A 20741-nucleotide genomic window follows, 5' to 3' on the forward strand; every position below is an offset into this window, starting at 1 on the left:
AGGCCTCCAGCGCACCGAAGGGCACATCGCGCAGCAGGATCTTCGGATTGCGCAGCGGCGCTCTCGCGACCGATACGCGCTGCGCCATGCCGCCCGACAGCTCCTTCGGATACGCTTTTTCGAACCCCTGGAGTCTCACGAGCTCGATGAGCTCGTCGACCTTGCGCCGCACGCCCGCATCCCGCAGCGACAGGTCCGCCGCGATGTTTTTCTCGACCGTCAGCCAAGGGAACAGACGCGGCTCCTGAAAGATAAAGCCTTTGTCGATGCCCGGACCCGCGATCGGCTCTCCCTCCAATAGAACGCTGCCTTGATAACCCGTATCGAGCCCCGCGACGATCCACAGCAACGTGCTTTTGCCGCAGCCGCTCGGCCCGATGACGGTGACGAAGTCCCCCTCCTTGACATCAAGTTCGATATGGTGGAGTGCCTGCACGAATTTGTTGTCCGTCCTGAAGCTCTTGTTCAGATCCTTGATCGCAAGCAGCGTAGCTCCGATGGTAACCACTCCTTTCTAATGCCTCGGCCGTTTGTCGATGAATGAAAAAAGAGACACCTCCAGACAGGAGCGATGCATGATCGCTCTGATGCTTGGGGATGCCTCCGACGGTTCGGTCAGCATGCTCTTTATGGAGTCGCTCTTTTTCAAATTCGACATTAAACCAAGTAATCCAGTAGGTTTAACTTAAAATTCTTGAGTGTACTTTATCACCGCACCTTAGGAATGTCAATTCATTTTTGAATGAGAAAAAAGCTTGTAATAGCTGGCTTTTTCGGCCATTTAGAGAGTTGCGACAGAAAAATTGTTGTGCCGGTCGCGATCGGATATTCCTAGTTGATAAGTGTGATTTCAAGTTTCAATTCCGACGCGAATCCGTTATGATGCGAAGAGAAGGACAAGCCGAAGGAGGAATACAACGATGGAATACAAGAGACTCGGTCGCACCGGCCTGCAGGTATCCCGCCTTTGCTTGGGATGCATGAGCTATGGCCAATCGGACCGCGGGACGCATCCTTGGACGCTGGACGAGGCGAGCAGCCGCCCGTTTATCCGCAAGGCGTTGGACCTGGGCATCAACTTCTTCGATACGGCCAACGTGTACTCGGACGGCACAAGCGAGGAGATCGTGGGCAGGGCGCTCAACGATTTCGTGCGCCGCGACGATGTGGTGTTCGCCACCAAGGTGCACGGGCGCATGCGGCCGGGGCCAAACGGGGCGGGGCTGTCCCGCAGGGCGATCCTGAGCGAGATCGTCAACAGTCTGCGCAGGCTCGGTACCGTCTATGTCGACCTGTACCAGATCCACCGCTGGGAACCGCATACGCCGATCGAAGAGACGATGGAGGCGCTGCACGATGTCGTCAAGGCGGGCAAGACGCGTTATATCGGCGCATCGTCCATGTACGCATGGCAGTTTCTGCAAGCGCAGCATACGGCGGAACGCGGCGGGTGGACGAAGTTCGTCAGCATGCAAAATCATGTGAACCTGCTGTATCGCGAGGAGGAGCGCGAAATGCTGCCCCTGTGCGAGGCGCTCGGCGTCGGCGTCATCCCCTGGAGCCCTTTGGCGCGCGGACGGCTGACGCGCGACTGGGACGAGACGAGCGAGCGGTCCGAATCGGACGCCTTCGGCAAGACGCTCTACCGGTCGTCGGTGGAGTCGGACCGGACGATCGTGGAGCGCGTCGCAGAGATCGCGTCCGCCCACGGCGTTCCGCGGGCGCAAGTCGCGCTGGCCTGGGTCGCGCAGAAGTCCGTCGTGACAGCGCCGATCGTCGGCGCGACGAAGCCGCATCACCTGGACGACGCGGTCGCGGCGCTGTCGCTGCATTTGACGGCCGAGGAGATCGCGCGCTTGGAGGAGCCCTACGTGCCGCACCCGGTGCAGGGGTTCTAAACCAGGACCATTCGGAGAAAACAGCGTTGCCGCGGGGCTATCCTCTTTTTCTCCGCCCCGCGACGCGCCCGATAGCTCTTTTCATAGTAGCCCCAGCCCTGTTCCAACTAAGCCGGGAGGCATCCAGACGGGCTTGGCGTCCCTTTTGCCGACACAGCCCCGGATTCAGATAGGCCTTGCGCATCTGCCGCATCAGGCTTCCCTCGTCCGCCTCGGCCCACCGTTGTCCCGGACCGTTGAATAGATACCGGAACCGGCGGGCGATAGCTGTCGGCTTATTCATGCTCTCCACGGGGCGGCGCAATCGGTACCCGACCTTAAACGCATTGCCATCCCTCACGAAGTCCATATGGCCGCCCCAGCCCGTCGCGATCACCGGCGTGCCGTTTGCCATAGACTCCAAGAAAGGCAATCCGACGCCTTCTCCCCTTGTCGGCAGCACGAATGCGTCTCCCAGCGAATAGATTCCCCGCAGCCTGCGTTCATCCATCCGGTGCGCGAGCACCGTGAGGGGCGCCGTCCTTTTACGCAGCCCGAGCCTCCGCTTTAAACCTCGGATCCGCGTTCGATCCACTGCTTGTTTTCATAAGACGCATACCCGTTGGTCTTGATAACCAGATGAACCTTGTCGCGTACCGAGAACGCCTTCCAATATGCTTTGAGCAGCGCTTCCGGATTTTTGCGATGCTGGAACCCGAACACGGACACGAATACGAACTTGCCGGCCGTACCCGGCACGCGCAAAGGCGGATTGCAGGGTCGGTAGAAAGAGGCGTTCACGCCATGCGGCACGATGTAGATCGGCGCCTTCGCGCCGCTTGCCCGGAAAGCTTCTTTGTTCTGCCTTGAAGGCACGAATATCGCGTCGAACCGGTTGATGTTTTTCAGCCAACGCCGGGGAATCATCGGGTCGTCTCCCAGACCGGTTCAGGATCACCCGATCATAGCGCCGCTTCTCTTCGCTCAGCCTGATGAAGTCGGGCGGATAATGACAAACGAGCACGCGGCACGCCGAACCGCGGGAGCGATTATCCGCACCGATGGATACCGGCACGCCTTGCTTCCTCAAAGCGCGGACATAATGCCTGCTCGCGATGCCAAGACCGGTGCTACGCCGTACCGGCCCCTTCCAAGTTAAGCAGTATGACTTCGTCATACCCCACAATGCTCCCAGGCAATGTATTTTCTTACGAATGCCATATCGTATTCATCCCGGCCAAAGGCGGCACGATCTGAAAGCGCGGCCAGTTCCAACTTCAGGACGCGAGGCGGCGCCGATTCCATTTGGAACCTTGGGGACGAGCCATTATAATGGAAGACGTGATGTTAAAAACGGCCTCGCGGTCCGCTCCGGCGAACGCGGCCGCTTTTATCGAAAGACGGTTCCGAAGCCGCGGACGTTGTCCCGCCCGGACGGACCGCATAACTCATAAGGGCGCAGGAGGAGAATCAGCAATGGAATTCCGGATTGAACGCGATACGATGGGCGAGATTCAAGTGCCTTCTACCGCTATGTGGGGCGCGCAAACCGAGCGCAGCCGCCAGCACTTCAAGATCGGCACGGAGCGGATGCCAAAGGAATTGATTACGGCGTTCGCCCAACTGAAGAAGGCGGCCGCGCAAGTCAACCACAAGCTGGGCAAGCTCGACGCCGACAAGAAGGACGCGATCGTAGCCGCGGCCGACGAGATCGTAGCCGGCGAATGGGACGCCGAGTTCCCGCTCGTCGTCTGGCAGACGGGCAGCGGCACGCAGTCCAACATGAACGTCAACGAAGTCATCGCGCGTCGCGCGAATCAACTGCTCGAAGCGAAGGGCTCGGATAAGCGCGTTCACCCGAACGACGACGTGAACAAGTCTCAGAGCTCCAACGATACGTTCCCGACCGCGATGCACGTCGCGAGCGTCGTAGCGGTCGACGAAGTGCTCCTCCCGGCGCTCGCCGAGCTCAAGGAGACGCTGAAGGCCAAGTCCGAAGCGTTCATGGATATCGTCAAAATCGGCCGTACCCACCTGCAGGACGCGACGCCGATCACGCTCGGTCAGGAGATCAGCGGCTGGCACGCGATGCTGGACAAGACCGAGCAAATGATCCGCACCAGCGCGCAGACGCTGAAGGAGCTCGCGATCGGCGGCACCGCGGTCGGCACCGGCATCAACGCGCACCCGGCGTTCGGCGACGGCGTCGCCCAGGCGCTGAGCGAAGCGACCGGCGGCAAAGGCTTCGTGAGCGCGCCGAACAAGTTTCACGCGCTGACCAGCCACGACCAATCCGTCTTCGCCCACGGCGCGCTGAAGGCGCTCGCGGCCGATCTCATGAAGATCGCCAACGACGTGCGCTGGCTCGCGAGCGGTCCCCGCAGCGGCATCGGCGAGATCACGATCCCCGAGAACGAGCCCGGCAGCTCCATCATGCCCGGCAAGGTCAACCCGACCCAGGCCGAAGCGATCACGATGATCGCCTGCCAGGTCATGGGCAACGACGCCACAATCGGCTTTGCCGCTTCTCAAGGCAACTTCGAGCTGAACGTGTTCAAGCCGGTCATTCTGAACGCGTTCCTCCAATCGGTCCGCTTGCTCGCGGACGGCATGCGCTCCTTCAACGAACACTGCGCCGTCGGCATCGAGCCGAACCATGAGGTGCTGAGCCGCAACCTCGAGCAGTCGCTTATGCTCGTCACCGCGCTCAACCCGTACATCGGCTACGAGAACGCCGCCAAGATCGCCAAGCTGGCGCACAAGGAAGGCCTCACGCTCCGCGAAGCCGCCCTCAAGACCGGCCTGCTGACGGACGAGCAGTTCACCGAGTACGTGAAACCGGAAGACATGATTCATCCGAAGGAATAGGTTCGACTCCATCGCTCTCGGCTCGTCATTTGACGGCCGGGAGCGTTTTTGCACCACGGCACCGTGACCGTACGCAGCAGGAGCATCGCTCGCCTTTCATGCACATCTTCTGTGCACCACCGCACCGTGACCACAAACAGCCGGAGCACCGTTCGCCTTTCATGCACATTTCCTGTGCACCATTGCACCATGACCGCAAGCAGCCGGCACACCGCTCGCCTTTCATGCACATTTTCTGTGCACCCTTGCACCATGACCGCAAGCAGCCGGCGCACCGCTCGCCTTTCATGCACATTTTCTGTGCACCATCGCACCAAGACCGCACGCAGCTGCTCCCCGCTCGTCTTTCATGCACATTTTCTGTGCACCATCGCACCAAGACCGCACACGGCCGCTCCCCGCTCGCCTTTCATGCATATTTTCTGTGCACCATTGCCTATTGGCAGCCTGCAGACGGTTTGCGGACTGAGGATCTTATTTACTCCAAAACCCGCGATTAACAAGGCAGCAAGGCGGGATAACGGAACTGTGGTCCGCAAACTAAGCCTATTCGCCTTCTTTGGCAAGAATAGCGGATCTCCTGTCCAAAAACTCGCGAGCAGCACGGGCAGATCAGGCGCACACTCCCCCTCCGTATAAAAAGAAAGAAGCCCCGTCGCCGGAGCTTCCTTCGATCATTAGCGCAGCTTATATTTAATCGTCCTAAACCTCAAGCCTCGTGCGACACCCGGCCGACGGCGCTGTCGCCGCTCGCACCGGACCGCCGCCCCATGAACGGCCACCAGTTCGCTTCGCCGAACGTGCGCACCATGACCGGCACGAACAGCGGCAGCACGATGACTGCGTACAGGAACAGTCCGCACAGCACCATCGTGGCGATCTGCAGCAGCGACATGACGCCCGACGGCAGCATCGCCGCGAACGTGCCGCCCAGGATGAGCGCGGCGGACAGGATGACCGTGCCCATGTTCCGCATCGCCTTCAGGATCGCCTCCTGCGGCGGCAGGTCCCGGTATTCGCGGAACCGGTCCATCAGGAAGATGCTGTAGTCGACGCCGAGCGCGATCAGCAGCACGAAACCGAAGAACGGCACGGTCCAGCTCGTGCCCGAATGCCCGAGCATCCGCACGAAGATCAGCTCCGTGATCGCGAGCGACGTATAATATGTGCCGATCAGCGAGATCACCAGATAAATCGGAATGACGATCGAGCGGAACATAAAGATCAGGATGAGACCGATGCCGATCAGCATGAGCACGACCGTCCGCGAGTAATCGGCGGATGAGATCTCGTGCAGATCGTTGTTGGAGCTGGTCACGCCGCCGATCTCGTGTCTCGAGCCGGTATCGTATGCCGTGCCCTTCAACCCGCGGTCGACTGCCTCCTGCAGCGGCGCGATCAGCTTCATCGTCTCGAGCTCGTACGGGTTGCCCGAGAAAATGACGTCGAACGTCGTTATCTTGCGGTCCTTCGAGGCGTATACGTCCAGCGCCTGCTGGAAGTCCGCCCGCTGAATCGCGTCCGCCGGGATGAACCAGCCGCTCAGATCGCTGTCCGAGGCCGACGACAGCTCGCCGATATAGTCTTGTGCCGACTTCAGGCCGCCCGACACCTGGTCGAGGCCGCTCACGCTTTTGTTCAGCCCGCTCGTCAGCTCGCCCAGTTGATCGTTCAGCTGCGCGAAGCCCTCGCCCAGCTGCTGCTGGCCGTCGGCCAGCTTGTCGAGACCGCCGGTCACGCCCGGCAGCTGTCCGATGATCCGCCCTTGGCCATCGACGGCCCGGTCGAGCCCGCTCTGCAGCGAACCGATGCCGGACGCCAGCTTCGCCAGCCCCGCCGACAGCTGCGCCTGACCGTCCGCCGCTTGCGCCAGGCCTGCGTTCGCCTGCTTCAGGCCTGCCGTCGCGCCGCCCAGCTTGGCGTTCAGCTGCGACAGCCCGCCTGCCAGCTGCGAGGCGCTCGACTGCAGCTGGCCGAGCGAAGCGACGGCGCGCTGGTATTCCGCATCGGACGCAAGCTCCGGATACTTGTCGCCAAGGCTTCCGATGCCCGTACCCAGGTCGGCGAGACCGTCCGCCAGCGCCTTCTGCTTGGCGGCGATATCGCCGTAGCCCGCGCCGAGCTGATCGAGTCCGCTCGCCAGCTGCTTGTAGCTCGCCTCCAGCTTGCGGCTCGCCGCCAGCAGCTGATCCGCGCTTTTCTTCGCCTGCGCCGCGCCCTGCCGGAGCTCTCCGGCGCCGGCCGTACCGCTTTCCAGCCCGTTCTGCACCGCCTTCAGGCCGCTCTCCAGCTGAGCGATGCCGCTCTTGAGCGACTGCGTGCCGGCCACGAGCTCGTCGGCGCCTGCCGCCGCACCGCTGAGCTTCGATGCGTTGGCGCTAAGCGACTTGCTCGCGTCGGCGAGCCCCTTCGATACCTGGCCGATGCCTTCCGCGCCCTGGTCCAGCCCGCTGCCGAGCGTGTCGACCTGCTGCGTCACCTGAAAGTCCTTCGGCGCCTCGCCCGTCGGCCGCGTCGCGCTCCGCACGGCCTTGACGCCGTCGACGCCTGCCAGCTCGCGGCTCACGCGCTCGATCATCGCCAGCCCTTCGGACGTGTCGATCGCCTTGTCGGTCTTCAGCACGACCGTCGTCGTCAGCGACTCGCCCGGCCCGAAGCTGTCCGCGATCACGTTAAAGCCCTTGACCGAATCGTAGCGGTCGCCGATCTCGTCGAGCGAGTTGAAGGAGATCGCGCCTTTATAGATGGAGAGGAAAGGCGCCAGCACGACCGCCAGCACGAGCAGCGACCAGAGCGGCCGCTTCAGGGAGAAGCTGCCCATCGCGCCCCAGAACCGGCTCGGCTTGTGCTCGAGCGAGCCGCGCGTCGGCCAGAAGATGGCTTTGCCCAGCACCGCCATAAAAAACGGTACGAGCGTAACCAGCGCGATCAGCAGCACCGCGACGCCAACCGCGACCGCGACGGCCGATTGGTACAGGCTGAACGTGGAAAACCCGATGCAGGCGAAGCCGACGAGCACCGCCAGACCGGCGTACATGACGGTTTTCCCCGCCGTCCGGTAAGTCGTCAGAATGGCCTCGACCTTGTCGCCGCCGTTATGCGCCAGCTCCTCCTTGAACCGGCTGATGAGCAGAATACAATAGTCCGTGCCGATGCCGAACATGACCGCGACCATAAAGATCTGCGTGAAGTTCGACAACGGGAAATCCAAATATTTGACTAAATAAGAAACGACCGATTGCGCCGCAATGTAGCTGATCCCCACCGTTACGAGCGGGATAAACGGCGCGATCGCGGACCTGAACACGAGGAACAAGATCGCCAATATAAAAATGACCGTGATGTACTCCGTCTTGTGAAGCCCTTCCTGCGAGCTCTCGACGACATCCTCTTGAATGATCCAGTTGCCTGTGTAGTAGTGGTCGACCTTCACGTCCGCGATCGCGTCGGCAAGATCCTTCCGCACCTCGGACAGCTCGCGCCCGTCCGTATTCACGGAGAGCAGCGCCAGCACGGTCTTGCCGTCCTTGGACACCATCTGATCCTTTAGCTCCGCCGTGTCGAAGTGCGTCGTGACCGAGCCGATGCCCAGCTTCTCCTTCTCGGTCTTCAGCTTGTCGATGCCCGCCTTGATCTCCGCCATCTGCGCGTCGGTTAGCGCTGCCTCGCCATGGAAGACGAGCACGGTCGCGTTGCCGCGTCCGCCTCCTCCGTCGTTCGCGCGCTGCGCGTCCCGCTCGTGCAGCAGCTCGCCGGCATTGGTCGACGTGTAGCCGTCCGGAACGTCAATCTGCCCCTTTTCGCGCACGAGGTCCGCCATGTTGGGCGCCGTGAGCACCAGGCCGGCCACGATCGCGAGCCAGAGCGCCAGTACCGCCCACCTGAATTTGACGATGCTCCTCATGAATCCCCGCCACTCCTCTCCCCGGAAGCTTCTCCGCCGCCCGTCATGATGACGCGCGCCAGCTTCTCGTAGGTCTCTATGAATTGATCCGCTTCCGCTTCATCGAACGCCGACACGTACGCGCCGAGCAGCGAGCCGATCCGTCCGTCCAGCTCGGCGACGACGCGCCGCCCTTCCTCCGACAAGCGCAAGTACGTCACCCGCCGGTCCTTGTCGTCGGGAATGCGTTCGATCAGCTCTTTGTCCACCAGCCGCGATACGATCGCCGTGATCGAGCTCTTGCCCACGCAAAAGACGTCGGCCAGCTCCGTCGACGTGCACCGGTCGCGCGTCCCGACATACTGGATGACGGTGAATTGGTCCAGCGTCAGATCGGCGGGCATCTCGTCCCGGAGCAGCGCTGTCATCCGGCGGTTCACGGTGAACATCGCGGCCTTGTAGCGTTCGATTAGCCCATTGAGCTTCGGTCCGTCCAGCAGTGGTATCACCCTCTATGATTCGATTGTCGAATGGTTTCATTATCGAACTATATCAGAGGACACCGGACTACGTCAACTTGCCTGCGCATCGGTATACGCAAGGGCATCAAAATTACCAAATTGTTTTTCGTTACGAAAACTGAGGAATCATCTAGAATATTCTCTATGAAAACAAAGTAGGTATAATGGATTATTTTTGAATCCATTTTTTGCATCTATAATCTTATATATCTATTTATTCGACATCAATATACATAAGCCCGATCATCTCCATAACTTTTAAGACCAATTCACTAAATATGGTCGAATGAAGCAAAGATGATTCCGAATGCCGTCGCAAAGATGGGGCGAGCGTGGTAATTATTGTACAAGCCATGCGACCAATCGTGTCAGAGACAGGAGCGCTGCGACAAAATGATCCTTAGACTCATTGCCGTCCTATGCGCGTGCATCGTATTCCTGGCGGGGTGCGAGCACCGCGCGGCTACGCCGGCAGATGACGGTGCGAGTCACCTGCGGACGAGCAGGTATGGTGCCTCGGCGTCTTATGGCGAAGGACGCGCTGCGCTGGAAAGCTTTATCGAAAACCGTTTGACGGGACCGGACGGCGTCTACACGAACTTGATCGATACCGCGCAAAACGGTACATCCGCTAGCGGCCACGAAGTCTTAAGTGAGTCGGCAGGTCTGTCGATGCGTTATTATGCGCTTAGCGGGCGGCGAGAAGCGTTCGAGTCGGTCTGGAGCCAAGCTCGCGCCGTATTTGATATGAATGCGTCGTTCAGTTACCGGTACAGCCCTCTTTCGGACAAACGTTACCCGGTCAATGCGGCCGTGGATGATCTGCGAATCATACGCGCCTTATACGAGGCGGGCGACGCATTCGAGGCCCCCGCTTATACGCTGGAAGCGGACAAATACGGCAAGCGTTTCTATACCTACAACGTGAAGGACGGACGGCTCTACGACTTTTATGACGAGACGTACAAGACGACGAACGACTTTGTGACCTTATGCTATATCGATTTAAAAACGCTCGGTTTGCTGAAGCTGCCGGACGCCGACAAAAAGAAACTGTTGGACAATGCCCGGCGGATAGCCGAAGGCGGCTATCTTGGCGACGCGTTTCCTTTTTACGAGACGCGCTACGATTACGGCACGGGCAAGTATGCGTCTCCCCAGGACATTCGTACCGTCGAATCGCTGGTAACGATTCTGCACCTGTCCGAGGCCGGGCTTGCGCATCCCGAGAGCATCGCATACATCAAAAAGCAGGTTGACGCCGGTACGCTGTTCGGCACGTACAGCCGGACCGGCGCGGCCGAGAATGACGTCCGCTCGACAGCGATTTATGCGCTCGCCGCCATGATCGGGTCCTCCGCCGGCGACAAGGCGCTGTATGAGCAGGCGATCGCGCGAATGAACGAACTCCGAACGACGGGGTCCGGCGGGCCGCTGGACGGCGGCTTCGGCGACCCGGCGACGGGCCAGGCCTACTCGTTCGACAATCTGACAGCGCTGCTGGCTTACGCCTACTAGATACAGACTGCTGGCCGGGAAGGAGAGGGAAAGATGAGCCGATCGGAAACGTCGGGCACAGGGACAAACGCCGCCATTTGGAAACGCCTTTTCATAGCGGCAACCCGCTATGCCTCTCCCTCTTTCCTCGCCGCTGCCGCGGTGCTCGCCATCTCGACGGCCGCCTTGTTCGTCAAGCCATACATCGGCATGGCGGATAACGGCGACTATTTCCGCATCCTTTACAGCAACGGCATTTACTTCAACGCGCCGGATTACGCCGAACAGTACTTCGGCTACTTCGTCAAGCACTACGGCATTTTCCAGTACTTCAACGAGAACGGCGCCACTCTCTCTTCGTCTCAATCCCTGTTCATCCGCATCGCGCTGCAGTTGAACATTTGGTTGCTGAATGCCCATACGTTCGACATTCGCGTTCAGGCGGCGATTTATTTGCTCCTTTACACCGTCGCCGTCTATATGCTGATCGAGGCGCTGACCTGGAGGACGTCCGCCAAGCGAGGCTATATCATCGCAGCGGTCGCTGTTTTTATTTTCGGCGATACGGCCTATACCGCGTATTTCAACTCTTTTTACAGCGAGGCCTTGATGCTCATCATGTCGCTGTTCACGCTGGCCAGCGGACTGCTGATCTATCGCGGAAGATTCAACGATTACGCCATGCTGGCCGTATTCGTCGCCAGCTCGCTGCTTCTCGTCACGAGCAAGCAGCAAAATGCGCCGCTCGGCATTCTGATTGCCTTGTTCGGCATCTGGGTGCTGCTGGCACGAAGCGGCCGACGCTACAGGCTCAGCGCGGCCGGCGGATTGACGCTGCTGCTCGTCGTGAGCATCGCTTCCTACGCGCTGATTCCTCAGGAATTCGTCAATATCAACAAATATCACGCCATGACCCGGGGCGTGCTGCCGGATTCGAGCGATCCCGAGAAGTCGCTCGAGAGCATGGGAATAGACGGTCAGTATTCACTGCTGAGCGGCACGATCTACTACGAGCCCTATACGACGATCGACGTCAATTCCAATAAAATGCTGACCGAGTTCTACGGCAAATTCGGCTTCGGCAAAGTGCTCGCCTACTACGTGGCGCACCCGGATCAGGCGGGGCGGATGCTGAACCTCGCGGCCAAGAACGCGTTCACGACGAGACCCGAGGCGATGGGCAACTTTGAGAAGTCGGAAGGCCATGCCTACGGCGCTCAAACGCATTTTTTCTCCTTATACAGCACGCTTAAGAAGCTGCTGACGCCCAAAACGTTCGGCTTCCTTTTCCTGTGGACGATCATCGTCGTCGGGCTTTACATGCCCTCGTTCGTCTCCGCCGTGCGAACCAAAAACCGAAGGCAAGCGGTCAGATTGCCGCTGCTGCTTATGATGATCCTCATGGGCCTGGCCGGGATCGCGATCTCCATCGTGGGCGCCGGTGACGCCGACCTGGCCAAGCACGAGTTCATGTTCACGATCGCCTTCGATCTCGTCACCTTCATCACGATATCCGACGCCCTGCTTGGACGCCTCTGGCGCAATGTGCCGCTGCATCCGGGCACGGCCCCCGCGGCGGCGACAGCCGCTTAAGCGACCATCAAGCGAGGAGGAAGGACCATGCGAAAAAGATCAGGGATGCCGAGAACCGCGGCGCTGCTCATTCTGGCGTTCGCGCTCGCATGCTCGTCCGTCTCCGCCGGACCTGCCTCCGCCGCGAGCGCGCCCGATCCGTCCGCCGCGTCCGTGCTGCTCCTCTATGACAGCCTTGCCTTGTCGACGCCGCGGGAGGGCAACGTGGAGGCGCTCGAGCGGCTGTTCGCCGCCTACGGCGTCCCGGTTGAGGCGATGCCCATCGACCGCTATGCAGAAGGAAGCCTGAAGAGTTACAGACGCGTCGCGGTCGTGCGCAACGTCTCCGATCTTTCCGTCGCAGGCAGTGCGCTCGCTTCGGATCTCGCGTCTTACGACGGAGCCTACCTGCAGATCGGCGGACTGGAGCTCCCTGGCCGCGCTCAAACCAAGCTCGGCGTGGAGCTTCAAGCCGCGCCGCTCGACTCCGTCCGCCTCGAAGCCGGAGACTACAGCCAGACGCTGTCGTCCGTCGAGGCTCTGGACTACATCGCGGACGCTTCTGCGGAGGCTAAGCGCTACGGCACGCTGACGTTCATGAGCGACGGGAAGCGCTCGCCCTATGCGGTATCCGCCGGGGACTGCGCTTACGCCGGCTACCTGTCGGCTGGCAGCCTGACCGAGCTGGCGCTAGCCTACGTCTTGGAGGATTGGCTGCATGCCGACGGAGAATTCGGGACCTACATGCTGATCAAGGAGATTTATCCGTTCTCCGACCTCGAGCTGCTGAAGACGCTCGCCGACCGGCTCTATGAGTCAGGCGTACCCTTCGTGGCCAGCGTAAAGCCCGTTTTTTACAACACGGACTACCCGGCGATGCAGCGGTATCTCCAAGCGCTGCAGTACGTGCAGGCTCGCAACGGCAGCATCGTCGTAGACGCGCCGGCCGTTGCCGCCACTTCGACGGGCGGCGACGGCTCGCTTCACGGCAAGATGAACGGCTTTATCGAGCTGCTCGCAGCGAACGGCATCGCACCGCTCGGCATGGGCGCCAGCCTGTTCTGGACCTACGACAAGGTCTACGCTTCGCAGGGCATGTCCTTTTTCGATTCGGTCTTCCTTACGCCGAATGCGAACGGCCAGCACGTTTGGACCCCAGACGCGTCTAAAGCCTTCGCCTTCTCGCCGTACGTCATGCCGTTCGCGCAGCTGCAGGATTTCGAGCGGCACGGCACAGCTCCGAGAACGCCTTTGCCGCTGAATCTGGCCCTTTCCTTTGATCTGTTCCCGGATAAAGCGGCTATGGAAGAAGCGGTCGACACGATCTCCCGCAGCTGGATTCCGTTCGCGGATCTGAAGAGCGGGACGCATAACGTACTTACGGACCGGTTGACTGTCCAATCCTCCGGGGGCAGCCTTCTGATCGACGGCAAGCCGCTGGACATCGGCAAGCGCGAACGCGCGGTAGACGAAAACTATGCTTATACGGCGGCTGCGAAAACCAGCTTTGCCAGGCTGTTCGGCATTCAGAACCAGATTCTGATGGTCATCATCGGCTCGTCCCTTGCTGTATTCGGCCTCTTCCTGTTCATCGGCTATCGACGCTACAAACGAAAATTCCTTTATCCGGGAGGCCGCCATGACTCCGTTTGACATTCTGATGCTAATATCGGTCATCTGCATCTGGTCGTTGCTGCTCGTGAACGTCGCGCTTATCGTCGCAGGCTATCTCTTTTATCTGCAGACGGACCGCTTGCCCGTGCCTTCGCTGCCGCAGACGCCCCCGTTCGTGTCGATCATGGTGCCCGCCCACAACGAAGGCATGGTCATCGTTAAAACCGTCGAGTCGCTGCTCGCCTTGAACTACCCGCATGATCGGTACGAAATCATCGTCATCAACGACAACTCTTCGGACAACAGCAGTGAGCTGCTCTCCGGCCTTCAGCGCAGGCACGCGGGCAGGAACCTGATCGTCATCAACACCGACAAGGTGACCGGCGGCAAGGGCAAGTCCAACGCGCTCAACATCGGTTTCGCGCAGAGCAAGGGCGAGCTGATCGCCATCTATGACGCGGACAACACGCCGGAGAAAACGGCGTTGACCTATCTCGTAGCCGAGATTATGGCAGACGCCAAGCTCGGCGCCGTCATCGGCAAGTTCCGCACGCGCAACCGCAACGCGAGCCTGCTCACCCGCTTCATCAACATCGAGACGCTCTCGTTCCAGTGGATGGCCCAGGCCGGCAGATGGAAGCTGTTCAAGCTTTGCACGATCCCGGGTACAAACTTCATTATGAGGAGACACATCGTCGAAGAGATCGGGGGCTGGGACGTCAAGGCGATCGCCGAGGATACGGAGATCAGCTTCCGAATCTACATGATGGGGTACCGGATCAAGTTCCAGCCCAAATCGGTCACCTGGGAGCAGGAGCCCCAGACGGTTAAAGTGTGGTTCAAGCAGCGGTCTCGCTGGGCCAAGGGCAACGTATACGTCATCGTCAAAAATTTTCCGCTGCTCTTCAACCGCAAGGCGGCCCGCATTCGTTTCGATATCCTGTACTTCGTCGCCATCTACTTCCTGCTGGTCAGCTCGCTGATCGTGTCCGACCTGCTGCTCGTCCTCCACGCGCTAGGCTATGTGAAGACGACTATCGCCGGGTTCAGCTCGTTTTTGTGGATGCTGGCGATTACGCTTTTTGTCGTCGGTACGTACATCACGCTGACGACGGAGAAGGGCGAGATGAAGCTGTCGAACCTTTGGCTTATCATGCTGATGTACGTCACTTACTGCCAGATGTGGATGGTCGTTGCCGCGTACGGGCTTTACAACTATTTTAAAGACCAGATCTTCAAGCGCGAAGTGAAATGGTACAAAACCGAAAGATTCTGAGCGAGGAGGAAGCCGTGTGAAAAAAGGCCTCATATTGTTCATGCTGCTGTGCCTCGCCGCTGCCGCCTCGGCTCCCTATGCGGCCATAGCCGCGGAGCCGGGCGGCAATTCCGGCGTCAATTCGGGCGCCACGTCCTACACGACGCCGATCTCCGATACGGACATCACGCTGGACGGCAATGTTTCGTACAAGCAGCAATTTTTTCAGGTGCCGGCCTATTGGAAGGTCGGGCAAGTCAAGGTTGCCTTGGACTACAAGGCTTCGCCTCTGGCGCAGGACAAGCTGTCCAGCGTCACGATCAGCGTCAACGGGACCGCCGTCACGTCGTTCCGTCCGATCGCGAGCGAGAGCGCCCGGCAGCGGATGGTCGTCGAAGTCCCAGTCTCTGCATTGATCAAGGGCACCAACACGCTGACGATTCAAGGCCATATCGTATCGGGGGACGAGCGGGTGCAAATCTGCACGCCAACCTATCAAGCGGATAAATGGCTCCAGATTTACAAAAGCTCCGGCATCATCGTCGGCTATTCGCCGCTGCCGCTCTCAAGCGCCATCTCGGACTTCTCCGTCCGGTTCACGGGGCTCGATACGCTTGCCCGGCAGGACAACGCGATCGCCGTTCCCAAGGATGCCGATGCTTCGGAGCTCGAAGCGGCCGTCTATGCGCTCTCGGGTTTGGCCAAGTCGGGCGGTGCCGGTACCAAGGGCGTTCCGCTGTTGGCCTACGGCATCGACGACAACGAGATCGCGGGCAAAAGACTGGTCGTGGCCATCGCCAAACGAGACCGGCTCCCGACGTCTTTAAGGCGCCTGATCCCCGATGCCGCGCTCGGCGACAAAGCAGTCATTCGGCTGGTGGACGCGAACGGACAGCCATCGCTGGTCGTTACCTCGGACAACGCCGAATTGCTCGTCAAGGCGGGCAAGCTTATCGGCAACGCCGCTCTTCTGGCACAGCTTTCCGGTCCCGTCAAGGAAGTGACGGCAAGCACGGAAGTCGCTACGCCGGCGCCAAGCATCACAAAGCTCATCAGTCTCACCGAAGCAGGCGACCAGATCACGGGTGTCAACCATCGGACCCAAGATTATTTTGTCGCGCTTCCGGCCAACCGCTCGGTTGCGGAAGCCAGCAAGCTCGGCCTGCATTTCCGCTATGCCAAAAACCTCGACTTCGACCGTTCGCTGGTTACCGTTCTGGTCAACGGCAAGCCGATCGGCAGCAAGAAGCTGACCGAGGCGCTTGCGGACGGGGACAGCCTGAACCTGACGATACCGAAAAACATGAATCTGTCCGGCAACTTCACCATTACGGCCGCCTTCGACCTGGAATTAAAAAACGAATCCTGCATGCTGCCCCAGGATCAGATGCCGTGGGCGTTCATCGACGCCGATACAGTGCTGCAGCTGAATACGAAGGACCGCACCGAGCTGCTGTTCAACAACTATCCGTATCCTTTCCTTCGGGACGGCATCTACAACCAGATCGGCGTCGTGCTGCCGAAGACCCGGGACGGCAATACGTACCGGACGATCGGCAACCTGTTCAACCTGCTCGGGCAATACGCGGAAGGCAACGCCGGCGAAGTCCGCTTCTTCGGCGCCGACGTCACATCCGACCAGCTGAAAGACCGCAACGTCATCGCGATCGGCTCCTATGCGGACAATCCCGTCATCCGGGACGCGAACAAAAGTCTTTATTTTAAATATAATACAGCCGGCACCGGGTTCGTATCGAACGAGAAGATGAGCATCGACGAGGAATACGGCAAGCGGATCGGATCGCTGCAGTTGATCGGATCCCCTTACGAATCCGGGCACGGACTGCTGGCGGTCACCGCCCCCGAATCCCAGTATGCGTACCTGGCTTCCAAGCTTATCGCGAGCGAATCGACGCTCTGGAAGGTATACGGAGACGGAGCGGTAACGGACATGGACGGAGAAATTCACGCTTTCCGCTTCAAGATCGCGGCAGCTCCGGATCAGCCCTCCGCCGTAGCCGACATTCTGGAACGCGGCGACGTGCTGGCCTTTACCGTCGCGGCCGTCTCTGTGCTGCTGCTCGTCCTGCTGTCCCTGATTCTGCTGATTCGCAAGCACCGCCGGAAAAGGAGAGATGTAAAATGAGACGCGACCAGAGCAGCCTCTTGTCGGACGGCGCCTATTTGCTTCTTTTTATCTTCTCCTTCGTCGCCATCGTCTACATGGCGGGCGACCCGGACCGATATATGTACAATATCATCTTCTTGAACGCCGCTTTTCTGATCGCGATCATCACCTATTTCGCCAACGTCACCGTGGGCCTGATCCTGAACATTCTGTTTATCTTCGGTTACGGGACGTTCACGCTGTACCGGACGGTCGTCGAAGGCGCGACGGTCAGCGCCCAGAACTATGTCTGGCTGTTGCTGACTCCACTGCTGACGCTTATCACCTGGATGATCACGATGGCTAACCGGCGGCTGCAGGAGGACAACGAGCGGCTCCAGAAGCTGAATCAGTCGCTGGCGACCATGGATGAGCATACCGATTTGAAAAACAGTCTGTCGTTCCAGAAGGACGCGACGGTATTCATGGCGCTGTCCCAGCGCTACAAAATGCCGCTCACCCTGCTCATCGTCAGCGTCAAGTACTGGGACGAGATCAAGCGTATGATCAGCCGGGACCAGATGACCCAGACGATCTACAACGTGAGCCAGCTCAGCCAGACCAGCATCAGGACCAACGACTCGCTGTATATGCTTAACGCGGACAACCCGACTTGGGGCATGCTGCTGTTCACGGATCGCGAAGGCGCCAACGTCGTGATCGACCGACTTAGGCAGCGTGCCACGGAGTTGAACGAGACCGCAGCCGGCACCCGGCTCAAAGTAGAGCTCGTCCTGAAGATCGGCGCCGTCGAGTTCCATCCGGAGGAGACGTCCACGCCGCTCGAATTCATCGCGCAGGCACGCAGACAGCTCGAATACGATGTTTAGGCTTCCCGAGTAGACGTTACCCGTACGGTCTCGGGACTCAGGTGCCGCGCGAGGAACGAGAGCACCTCTCCCTTATAAGCCTCCGGGTCTGTCGTATACGCGGTACCGTGCTGCGCGCCCGGCACGATCAGCAGCGGTTTGTCCGCCGGCGCGGCGGCTTCGTGCAGCTTGTGGACCATCTCCGTCGGCACGAAGCTGTCGCTCCCGCCGTGGATGAACAGAATCGGCCGTTCGGCCTTGGAAACCTGCCGTACGACCGACGCTTCGCCGAAGAAATAACCCGCGCGAAGCCGGCACAGCAGGCTTGTGAGAGGCAAAAGAGGGAACGAGGGCAGCTTGTACATGCGCTTCAGCTGGTACGCAAGGATCTCCCTGACGGAGCTGTACGCGCAGTCGGATACGATGCACTTGACCTGGGGCGGCAGCCGTTCTCCGCTCGTCATCAGCACCGTCGCGCCGCCCATGGAGATACCGTGCAGCACGATCTGCGCGTCCGGGCCCATCCGTCGCACGAGCTCTTCGATCCAGCGCGCATAATCCTTGCGCTCGTGCCAGCCGAAGCCGATATAGCGGCCTTCGCTGTGCCCGTGCCCGCGGGCGTCCGGCATGAGGATGTGGTAGCCCGCCGCATGGTACTCGCGCGCGAAGGCGGCCATGTCCTCGCCCTGGCCGTTGTAGCCGTGCGCCAGAACGACGGCGCGATGGGACGTCACGTTCGCGGGCAGGTAATGGCCGCGCAGCCGAAGGCCGTCGAACGAAGCGATCTCGACCAGCTCGAACGGTTGACTGCCGTACCAGGCCGCCGCGGAATGCCAGCTGGACGCTTCGTTTTCAGGCAGGCTGGGATCTGCGCCGAGGAACGCTTTGCTGTTGCGCGCGATCGCCACCCGGTAGAGGTACAAGCAGACCAGCACAAGCGCAAGCGCCAGCAAGACGCACAGCGCGACGACGAACCAGAGAACGACATGGGTCATGCGGACGCACGGCTCCTTTCGTTTGCGCTTGAAACGGGCTGGGTCGATAAAGCCTCGTCTTCGATGAGACGAGGCCGGTGTCGGTTGAGCGGAGTGCGCGACAGGGAGCGACGGGGCTGGGCGGGCCGAGTTGGGTCGAGTCGGGCTGAGGGGCGTGGATGGAAATAACGGTCGGTGGGACCGCTGTTGACGTCCGAGCCCGCTGCTGTTTCCAAAGATAAAATAATGGCTCATAGCTCTAAGGTGCGCGCGCACGCCAACAAACATACATCGCCTTCGCGCAACACGTGTGATTGACGAGTTACCCCTCGATCCACCGCGTCTTGTCCGCGCCGGAGATTCGGGTCGCGGCAGGCGCCGTCATGTCCGGATAGCCGATATAGACGAAACCTACGATCTCCTCTTTCCCCGTCAGCTCGAACGCCTTCACCATTTCCGGATGCCCGAGGCCGTCGCCGGTGCGCCATACCGCGCCCAGGCCGGCGCCATGCGCAGCCAGCAGAAGGTTTTGCACGGCAGCGTGCGCGGCCGCTCGCTCTTCCCACAGCACCGCGCGGGGATGGTCGACGGCCGGCGAGCTTATGGCGACGATGACAACGGGCGAGCGGAGCGCCTTGGCCTCCTCGCGCGCGAGCCGGTCAGCGCGGTCTTGCTCGTTCATTGCCGCGACCGCAGGCTCGGCCATCGCCGCATAAACGCCCCCCAGCACCCGTCTGCCTTCGCCGCTCAGCACGACAAACCGCCATGGCTCCGTCTTATGGTGGCTGGGCGCCCAGGTCGCAGCCTCGATCACTTGCTCGATCAATTCGCGAGCGACAGGCTCGTCTTTTACTCGGCCGATGCTGCGGCGTCCTTTAATCGCTTCGATAAGCTCCATACGTGCGATATGCTCCTTTACGTTCCATACGATGGAATCCAATTTATTTATGCCACCTTGATCATAACCCGCAGCACGCCTTCGCTTCAAATCGCTTCTTGCACGACTGCTCGTGATTGCCCGGGAGGAGTACCGAGCAACGGCCGCCCTTTTATTGTAAAATGGAACAAGACCCCGCAGCATCGGAACGAACGGAGGGGAGTCGGGAGGATGGAGATCGATGACCATGCCGGAGCAGCCGTCCACGCTGTCCAAGGAGGAACTGGCGGGTTTGCTAGGCGCAGACCGCGAGCAAGCCGAACGCGCGCAAGATCGCAATGACGGCGAGCGGAAGACTGCGCCAAATACTTCGGGCTCGCCCCTTACGAAGACGGCATCGTCGCCGGAAGCCGCCGGGGCCCAAGACGAGCGTGCCGCAGGAGGCCGGAGCGATGAGCTGCAAATGGTACTCGGCCACTGGGAGCGCACGGTCGCGGGCCTGCAGCAGGAGCTCATCGAACTGCGGAGCCGCGTAGCCCGCCTGGAGCAGCAGCTCGGCGAACAGCCGGCTCGGCAGACGCCGCCCCCCTCTTCGGGCATCGCGGGACGCGCCGCCCCAGGCGAGACGCCTTTGGCCGGCGCCTCGCAACCCGAGGACGAGCCATCCACGCTATCCCGCGTACGAACGTACCGCTCCAAACGCGGCTGGTTCTAGCGAGCGCGGGATGGCTCGCTCCGCTCCGTCTCCGCGCAGACGCCAGCGCCAGTCGCTTCCGCTGAGCACGCCCCCCCCCCTGACTTCGTACAGCTGGCCCGCCGTGCAAGCG

General features: G+C 60.4%; 16 protein-coding genes. 9 read left to right on the forward strand and 7 right to left on the reverse strand.

Annotated features, from left to right (window positions below; genetic code table 11):
* Window positions 1–499: ABC transporter ATP-binding protein (locus KVT38_RS29505; protein WP_217597354.1), on the reverse strand; the 499-nt coding region annotated here is incomplete at its 3' end.
* Window positions 500–920: 421 nt separating this feature from the next.
* Between KVT38_RS29505 and KVT38_RS29510 the strand changes: the two genes are divergently transcribed.
* Window positions 921–1898: an aldo/keto reductase gene (locus KVT38_RS29510; protein ID WP_217597337.1), complete on the forward strand. Its 978-nt coding sequence runs from the start codon at window positions 921–923 to the stop codon at window positions 1896–1898.
* 37 nt (window positions 1899–1935) lie between these two features.
* Here the strand turns inward: KVT38_RS29510 and KVT38_RS35055 are convergent, their stop codons facing one another.
* Window positions 1936–2472 (reverse strand): glycosyltransferase, encoded by a 537-nt coding sequence (locus tag KVT38_RS35055; protein ID WP_368859179.1) that lies wholly within the window; start codon window positions 2470–2472, stop codon window positions 1936–1938.
* On the reverse strand, window positions 2445–2804 hold the full coding sequence (locus tag KVT38_RS35060) for a glycosyltransferase family protein (protein ID WP_254639660.1): 360 nt from the start codon (window positions 2802–2804) through the stop codon (window positions 2445–2447). The genes KVT38_RS35055 and KVT38_RS35060 overlap by 28 nt, the downstream gene beginning before the upstream one ends.
* 549 nt (window positions 2805–3353) lie before the next feature.
* Between KVT38_RS35060 and fumC the strand changes: the two genes are divergently transcribed.
* Window positions 3354–4745: a class II fumarate hydratase gene (gene fumC / locus KVT38_RS29520; RefSeq protein ID WP_217597338.1), complete on the forward strand. Its 1392-nt coding sequence runs from the start codon at window positions 3354–3356 to the stop codon at window positions 4743–4745.
* 709 nt (window positions 4746–5454) lie between these two features.
* Here fumC and KVT38_RS29525 read toward each other — a convergent pair.
* Window positions 5455–8649: an efflux RND transporter permease subunit gene (locus tag KVT38_RS29525; RefSeq protein WP_217597339.1), complete on the reverse strand. Its 3195-nt coding sequence runs from the start codon at window positions 8647–8649 to the stop codon at window positions 5455–5457.
* Entirely contained in the window at window positions 8646–9137 is a 492-nt protein-coding gene (locus tag KVT38_RS29530) for a MarR family winged helix-turn-helix transcriptional regulator (RefSeq protein WP_368859180.1), read from the reverse strand. Before KVT38_RS29530 ends, KVT38_RS29525 begins: the two co-directional genes overlap by 4 nt.
* A 405-nt stretch (window positions 9138–9542) precedes the next feature.
* Between KVT38_RS29530 and KVT38_RS29535 the strand changes: the two genes are divergently transcribed.
* Genes KVT38_RS29535 through KVT38_RS29560 form a run of 6 tightly spaced genes read left to right on the forward strand, consistent with a single transcriptional unit; the run spans window position 9543 to window position 18084 of the window.
* The gene (locus tag KVT38_RS29535) at window positions 9543–10667 is read left to right on the forward strand and encodes a hypothetical protein (RefSeq protein ID WP_217597340.1); all 1125 of its coding nucleotides are present in this window, start codon (window positions 9543–9545) and stop codon (window positions 10665–10667) included.
* A gap of 33 nt (window positions 10668–10700) precedes the next feature.
* Complete coding sequence (gene wsfD, locus KVT38_RS29540; protein ID WP_217597341.1) at window positions 10701–12239, forward strand: glycan biosynthesis hexose transferase WsfD; 1539 nt, start codon at window positions 10701–10703, stop codon at window positions 12237–12239.
* 27 nt (window positions 12240–12266) lie between these two features.
* A complete protein-coding gene (locus KVT38_RS29545; RefSeq protein WP_217597342.1) occupies window positions 12267–13871 on the forward strand; it encodes a hypothetical protein in 1605 nt (534 codons plus the stop codon).
* The gene (locus KVT38_RS29550) at window positions 13858–15108 is read left to right on the forward strand and encodes a glycosyltransferase family 2 protein (protein WP_217597343.1); all 1251 of its coding nucleotides are present in this window, start codon (window positions 13858–13860) and stop codon (window positions 15106–15108) included. Before KVT38_RS29545 ends, KVT38_RS29550 begins: the two co-directional genes overlap by 14 nt.
* Before the next feature lie 16 nt (window positions 15109–15124).
* Window positions 15125–17233 carry a cellulose biosynthesis cyclic di-GMP-binding regulatory protein BcsB gene (locus KVT38_RS29555; RefSeq protein WP_368859181.1) on the forward strand — a complete coding sequence of 703 codons (2109 nt, stop codon included), beginning with the start codon at window positions 15125–15127 and terminating at the stop codon, window positions 17231–17233.
* The gene (locus KVT38_RS29560) at window positions 17230–18084 is read left to right on the forward strand and encodes a diguanylate cyclase domain-containing protein (RefSeq protein ID WP_217597344.1); all 855 of its coding nucleotides are present in this window, start codon (window positions 17230–17232) and stop codon (window positions 18082–18084) included. Before KVT38_RS29555 ends, KVT38_RS29560 begins: the two co-directional genes overlap by 4 nt.
* On the opposite strand, the gene KVT38_RS29565 is transcribed toward KVT38_RS29560, so the two are convergent.
* Both KVT38_RS29565 and KVT38_RS29570 read right to left on the reverse strand, forming a co-directional pair.
* The gene (locus tag KVT38_RS29565) at window positions 18081–19058 is read right to left on the reverse strand and encodes an alpha/beta hydrolase (RefSeq protein WP_217597345.1); all 978 of its coding nucleotides are present in this window, start codon (window positions 19056–19058) and stop codon (window positions 18081–18083) included. The genes KVT38_RS29560 and KVT38_RS29565 overlap by 4 nt on opposite strands.
* Window positions 19059–19359: 301 nt before the next feature.
* Complete coding sequence (locus KVT38_RS29570) at window positions 19360–19977, reverse strand: nitroreductase family protein (RefSeq protein ID WP_254639661.1); 618 nt, start codon at window positions 19975–19977, stop codon at window positions 19360–19362.
* Window positions 19978–20155: 178 nt separating this feature from the next.
* Here KVT38_RS29570 and KVT38_RS29575 point away from each other — a divergent pair, with 178 nt between their 5' ends.
* Complete coding sequence (locus KVT38_RS29575) at window positions 20156–20629, forward strand: hypothetical protein (RefSeq protein ID WP_217597346.1); 474 nt, start codon at window positions 20156–20158, stop codon at window positions 20627–20629.
* The last annotated feature ends 112 nt before the right edge of the window (window positions 20630–20741 follow it).

The sequence above is a fragment of the Cohnella sp. GbtcB17 genome, from assembly GCF_019091135.1.
GTDB lineage: Bacteria > Bacillota > Bacilli > Paenibacillales > Paenibacillaceae > Cohnella.

Excerpts from the sequence above, each read along its gene's own strand:
- KVT38_RS29510 (WP_217597337.1), top strand. The coding sequence starts at position 921 with ATGGAATACAAGAGACTCGGTCGCACCGGCCTGCAGGTATCCCGCCTT.
- KVT38_RS35060 (WP_254639660.1), bottom strand. The coding sequence starts at position 2,804 with ATGATTCCCCGGCGTTGGCTGAAAAACATCAACCGGTTCGACGCGATA.
- fumC (WP_217597338.1), top strand. The coding sequence starts at position 3,354 with ATGGAATTCCGGATTGAACGCGATACGATGGGCGAGATTCAAGTGCCT.
- KVT38_RS29525 (WP_217597339.1), bottom strand. The coding sequence starts at position 8,649 with ATGAGGAGCATCGTCAAATTCAGGTGGGCGGTACTGGCGCTCTGGCTC.
- KVT38_RS29535 (WP_217597340.1), top strand. The coding sequence starts at position 9,543 with ATGATCCTTAGACTCATTGCCGTCCTATGCGCGTGCATCGTATTCCTG.
- wsfD (WP_217597341.1), top strand. The coding sequence starts at position 10,701 with ATGAGCCGATCGGAAACGTCGGGCACAGGGACAAACGCCGCCATTTGG.
- KVT38_RS29545 (WP_217597342.1), top strand. The coding sequence starts at position 12,267 with ATGCGAAAAAGATCAGGGATGCCGAGAACCGCGGCGCTGCTCATTCTG.
- KVT38_RS29550 (WP_217597343.1), top strand. The coding sequence starts at position 13,858 with ATGACTCCGTTTGACATTCTGATGCTAATATCGGTCATCTGCATCTGG.
- KVT38_RS29560 (WP_217597344.1), top strand. The coding sequence starts at position 17,230 with ATGAGACGCGACCAGAGCAGCCTCTTGTCGGACGGCGCCTATTTGCTT.
- KVT38_RS29565 (WP_217597345.1), bottom strand. The coding sequence starts at position 19,058 with ATGACCCATGTCGTTCTCTGGTTCGTCGTCGCGCTGTGCGTCTTGCTG.
- KVT38_RS29575 (WP_217597346.1), top strand. The coding sequence starts at position 20,156 with ATGACCATGCCGGAGCAGCCGTCCACGCTGTCCAAGGAGGAACTGGCG.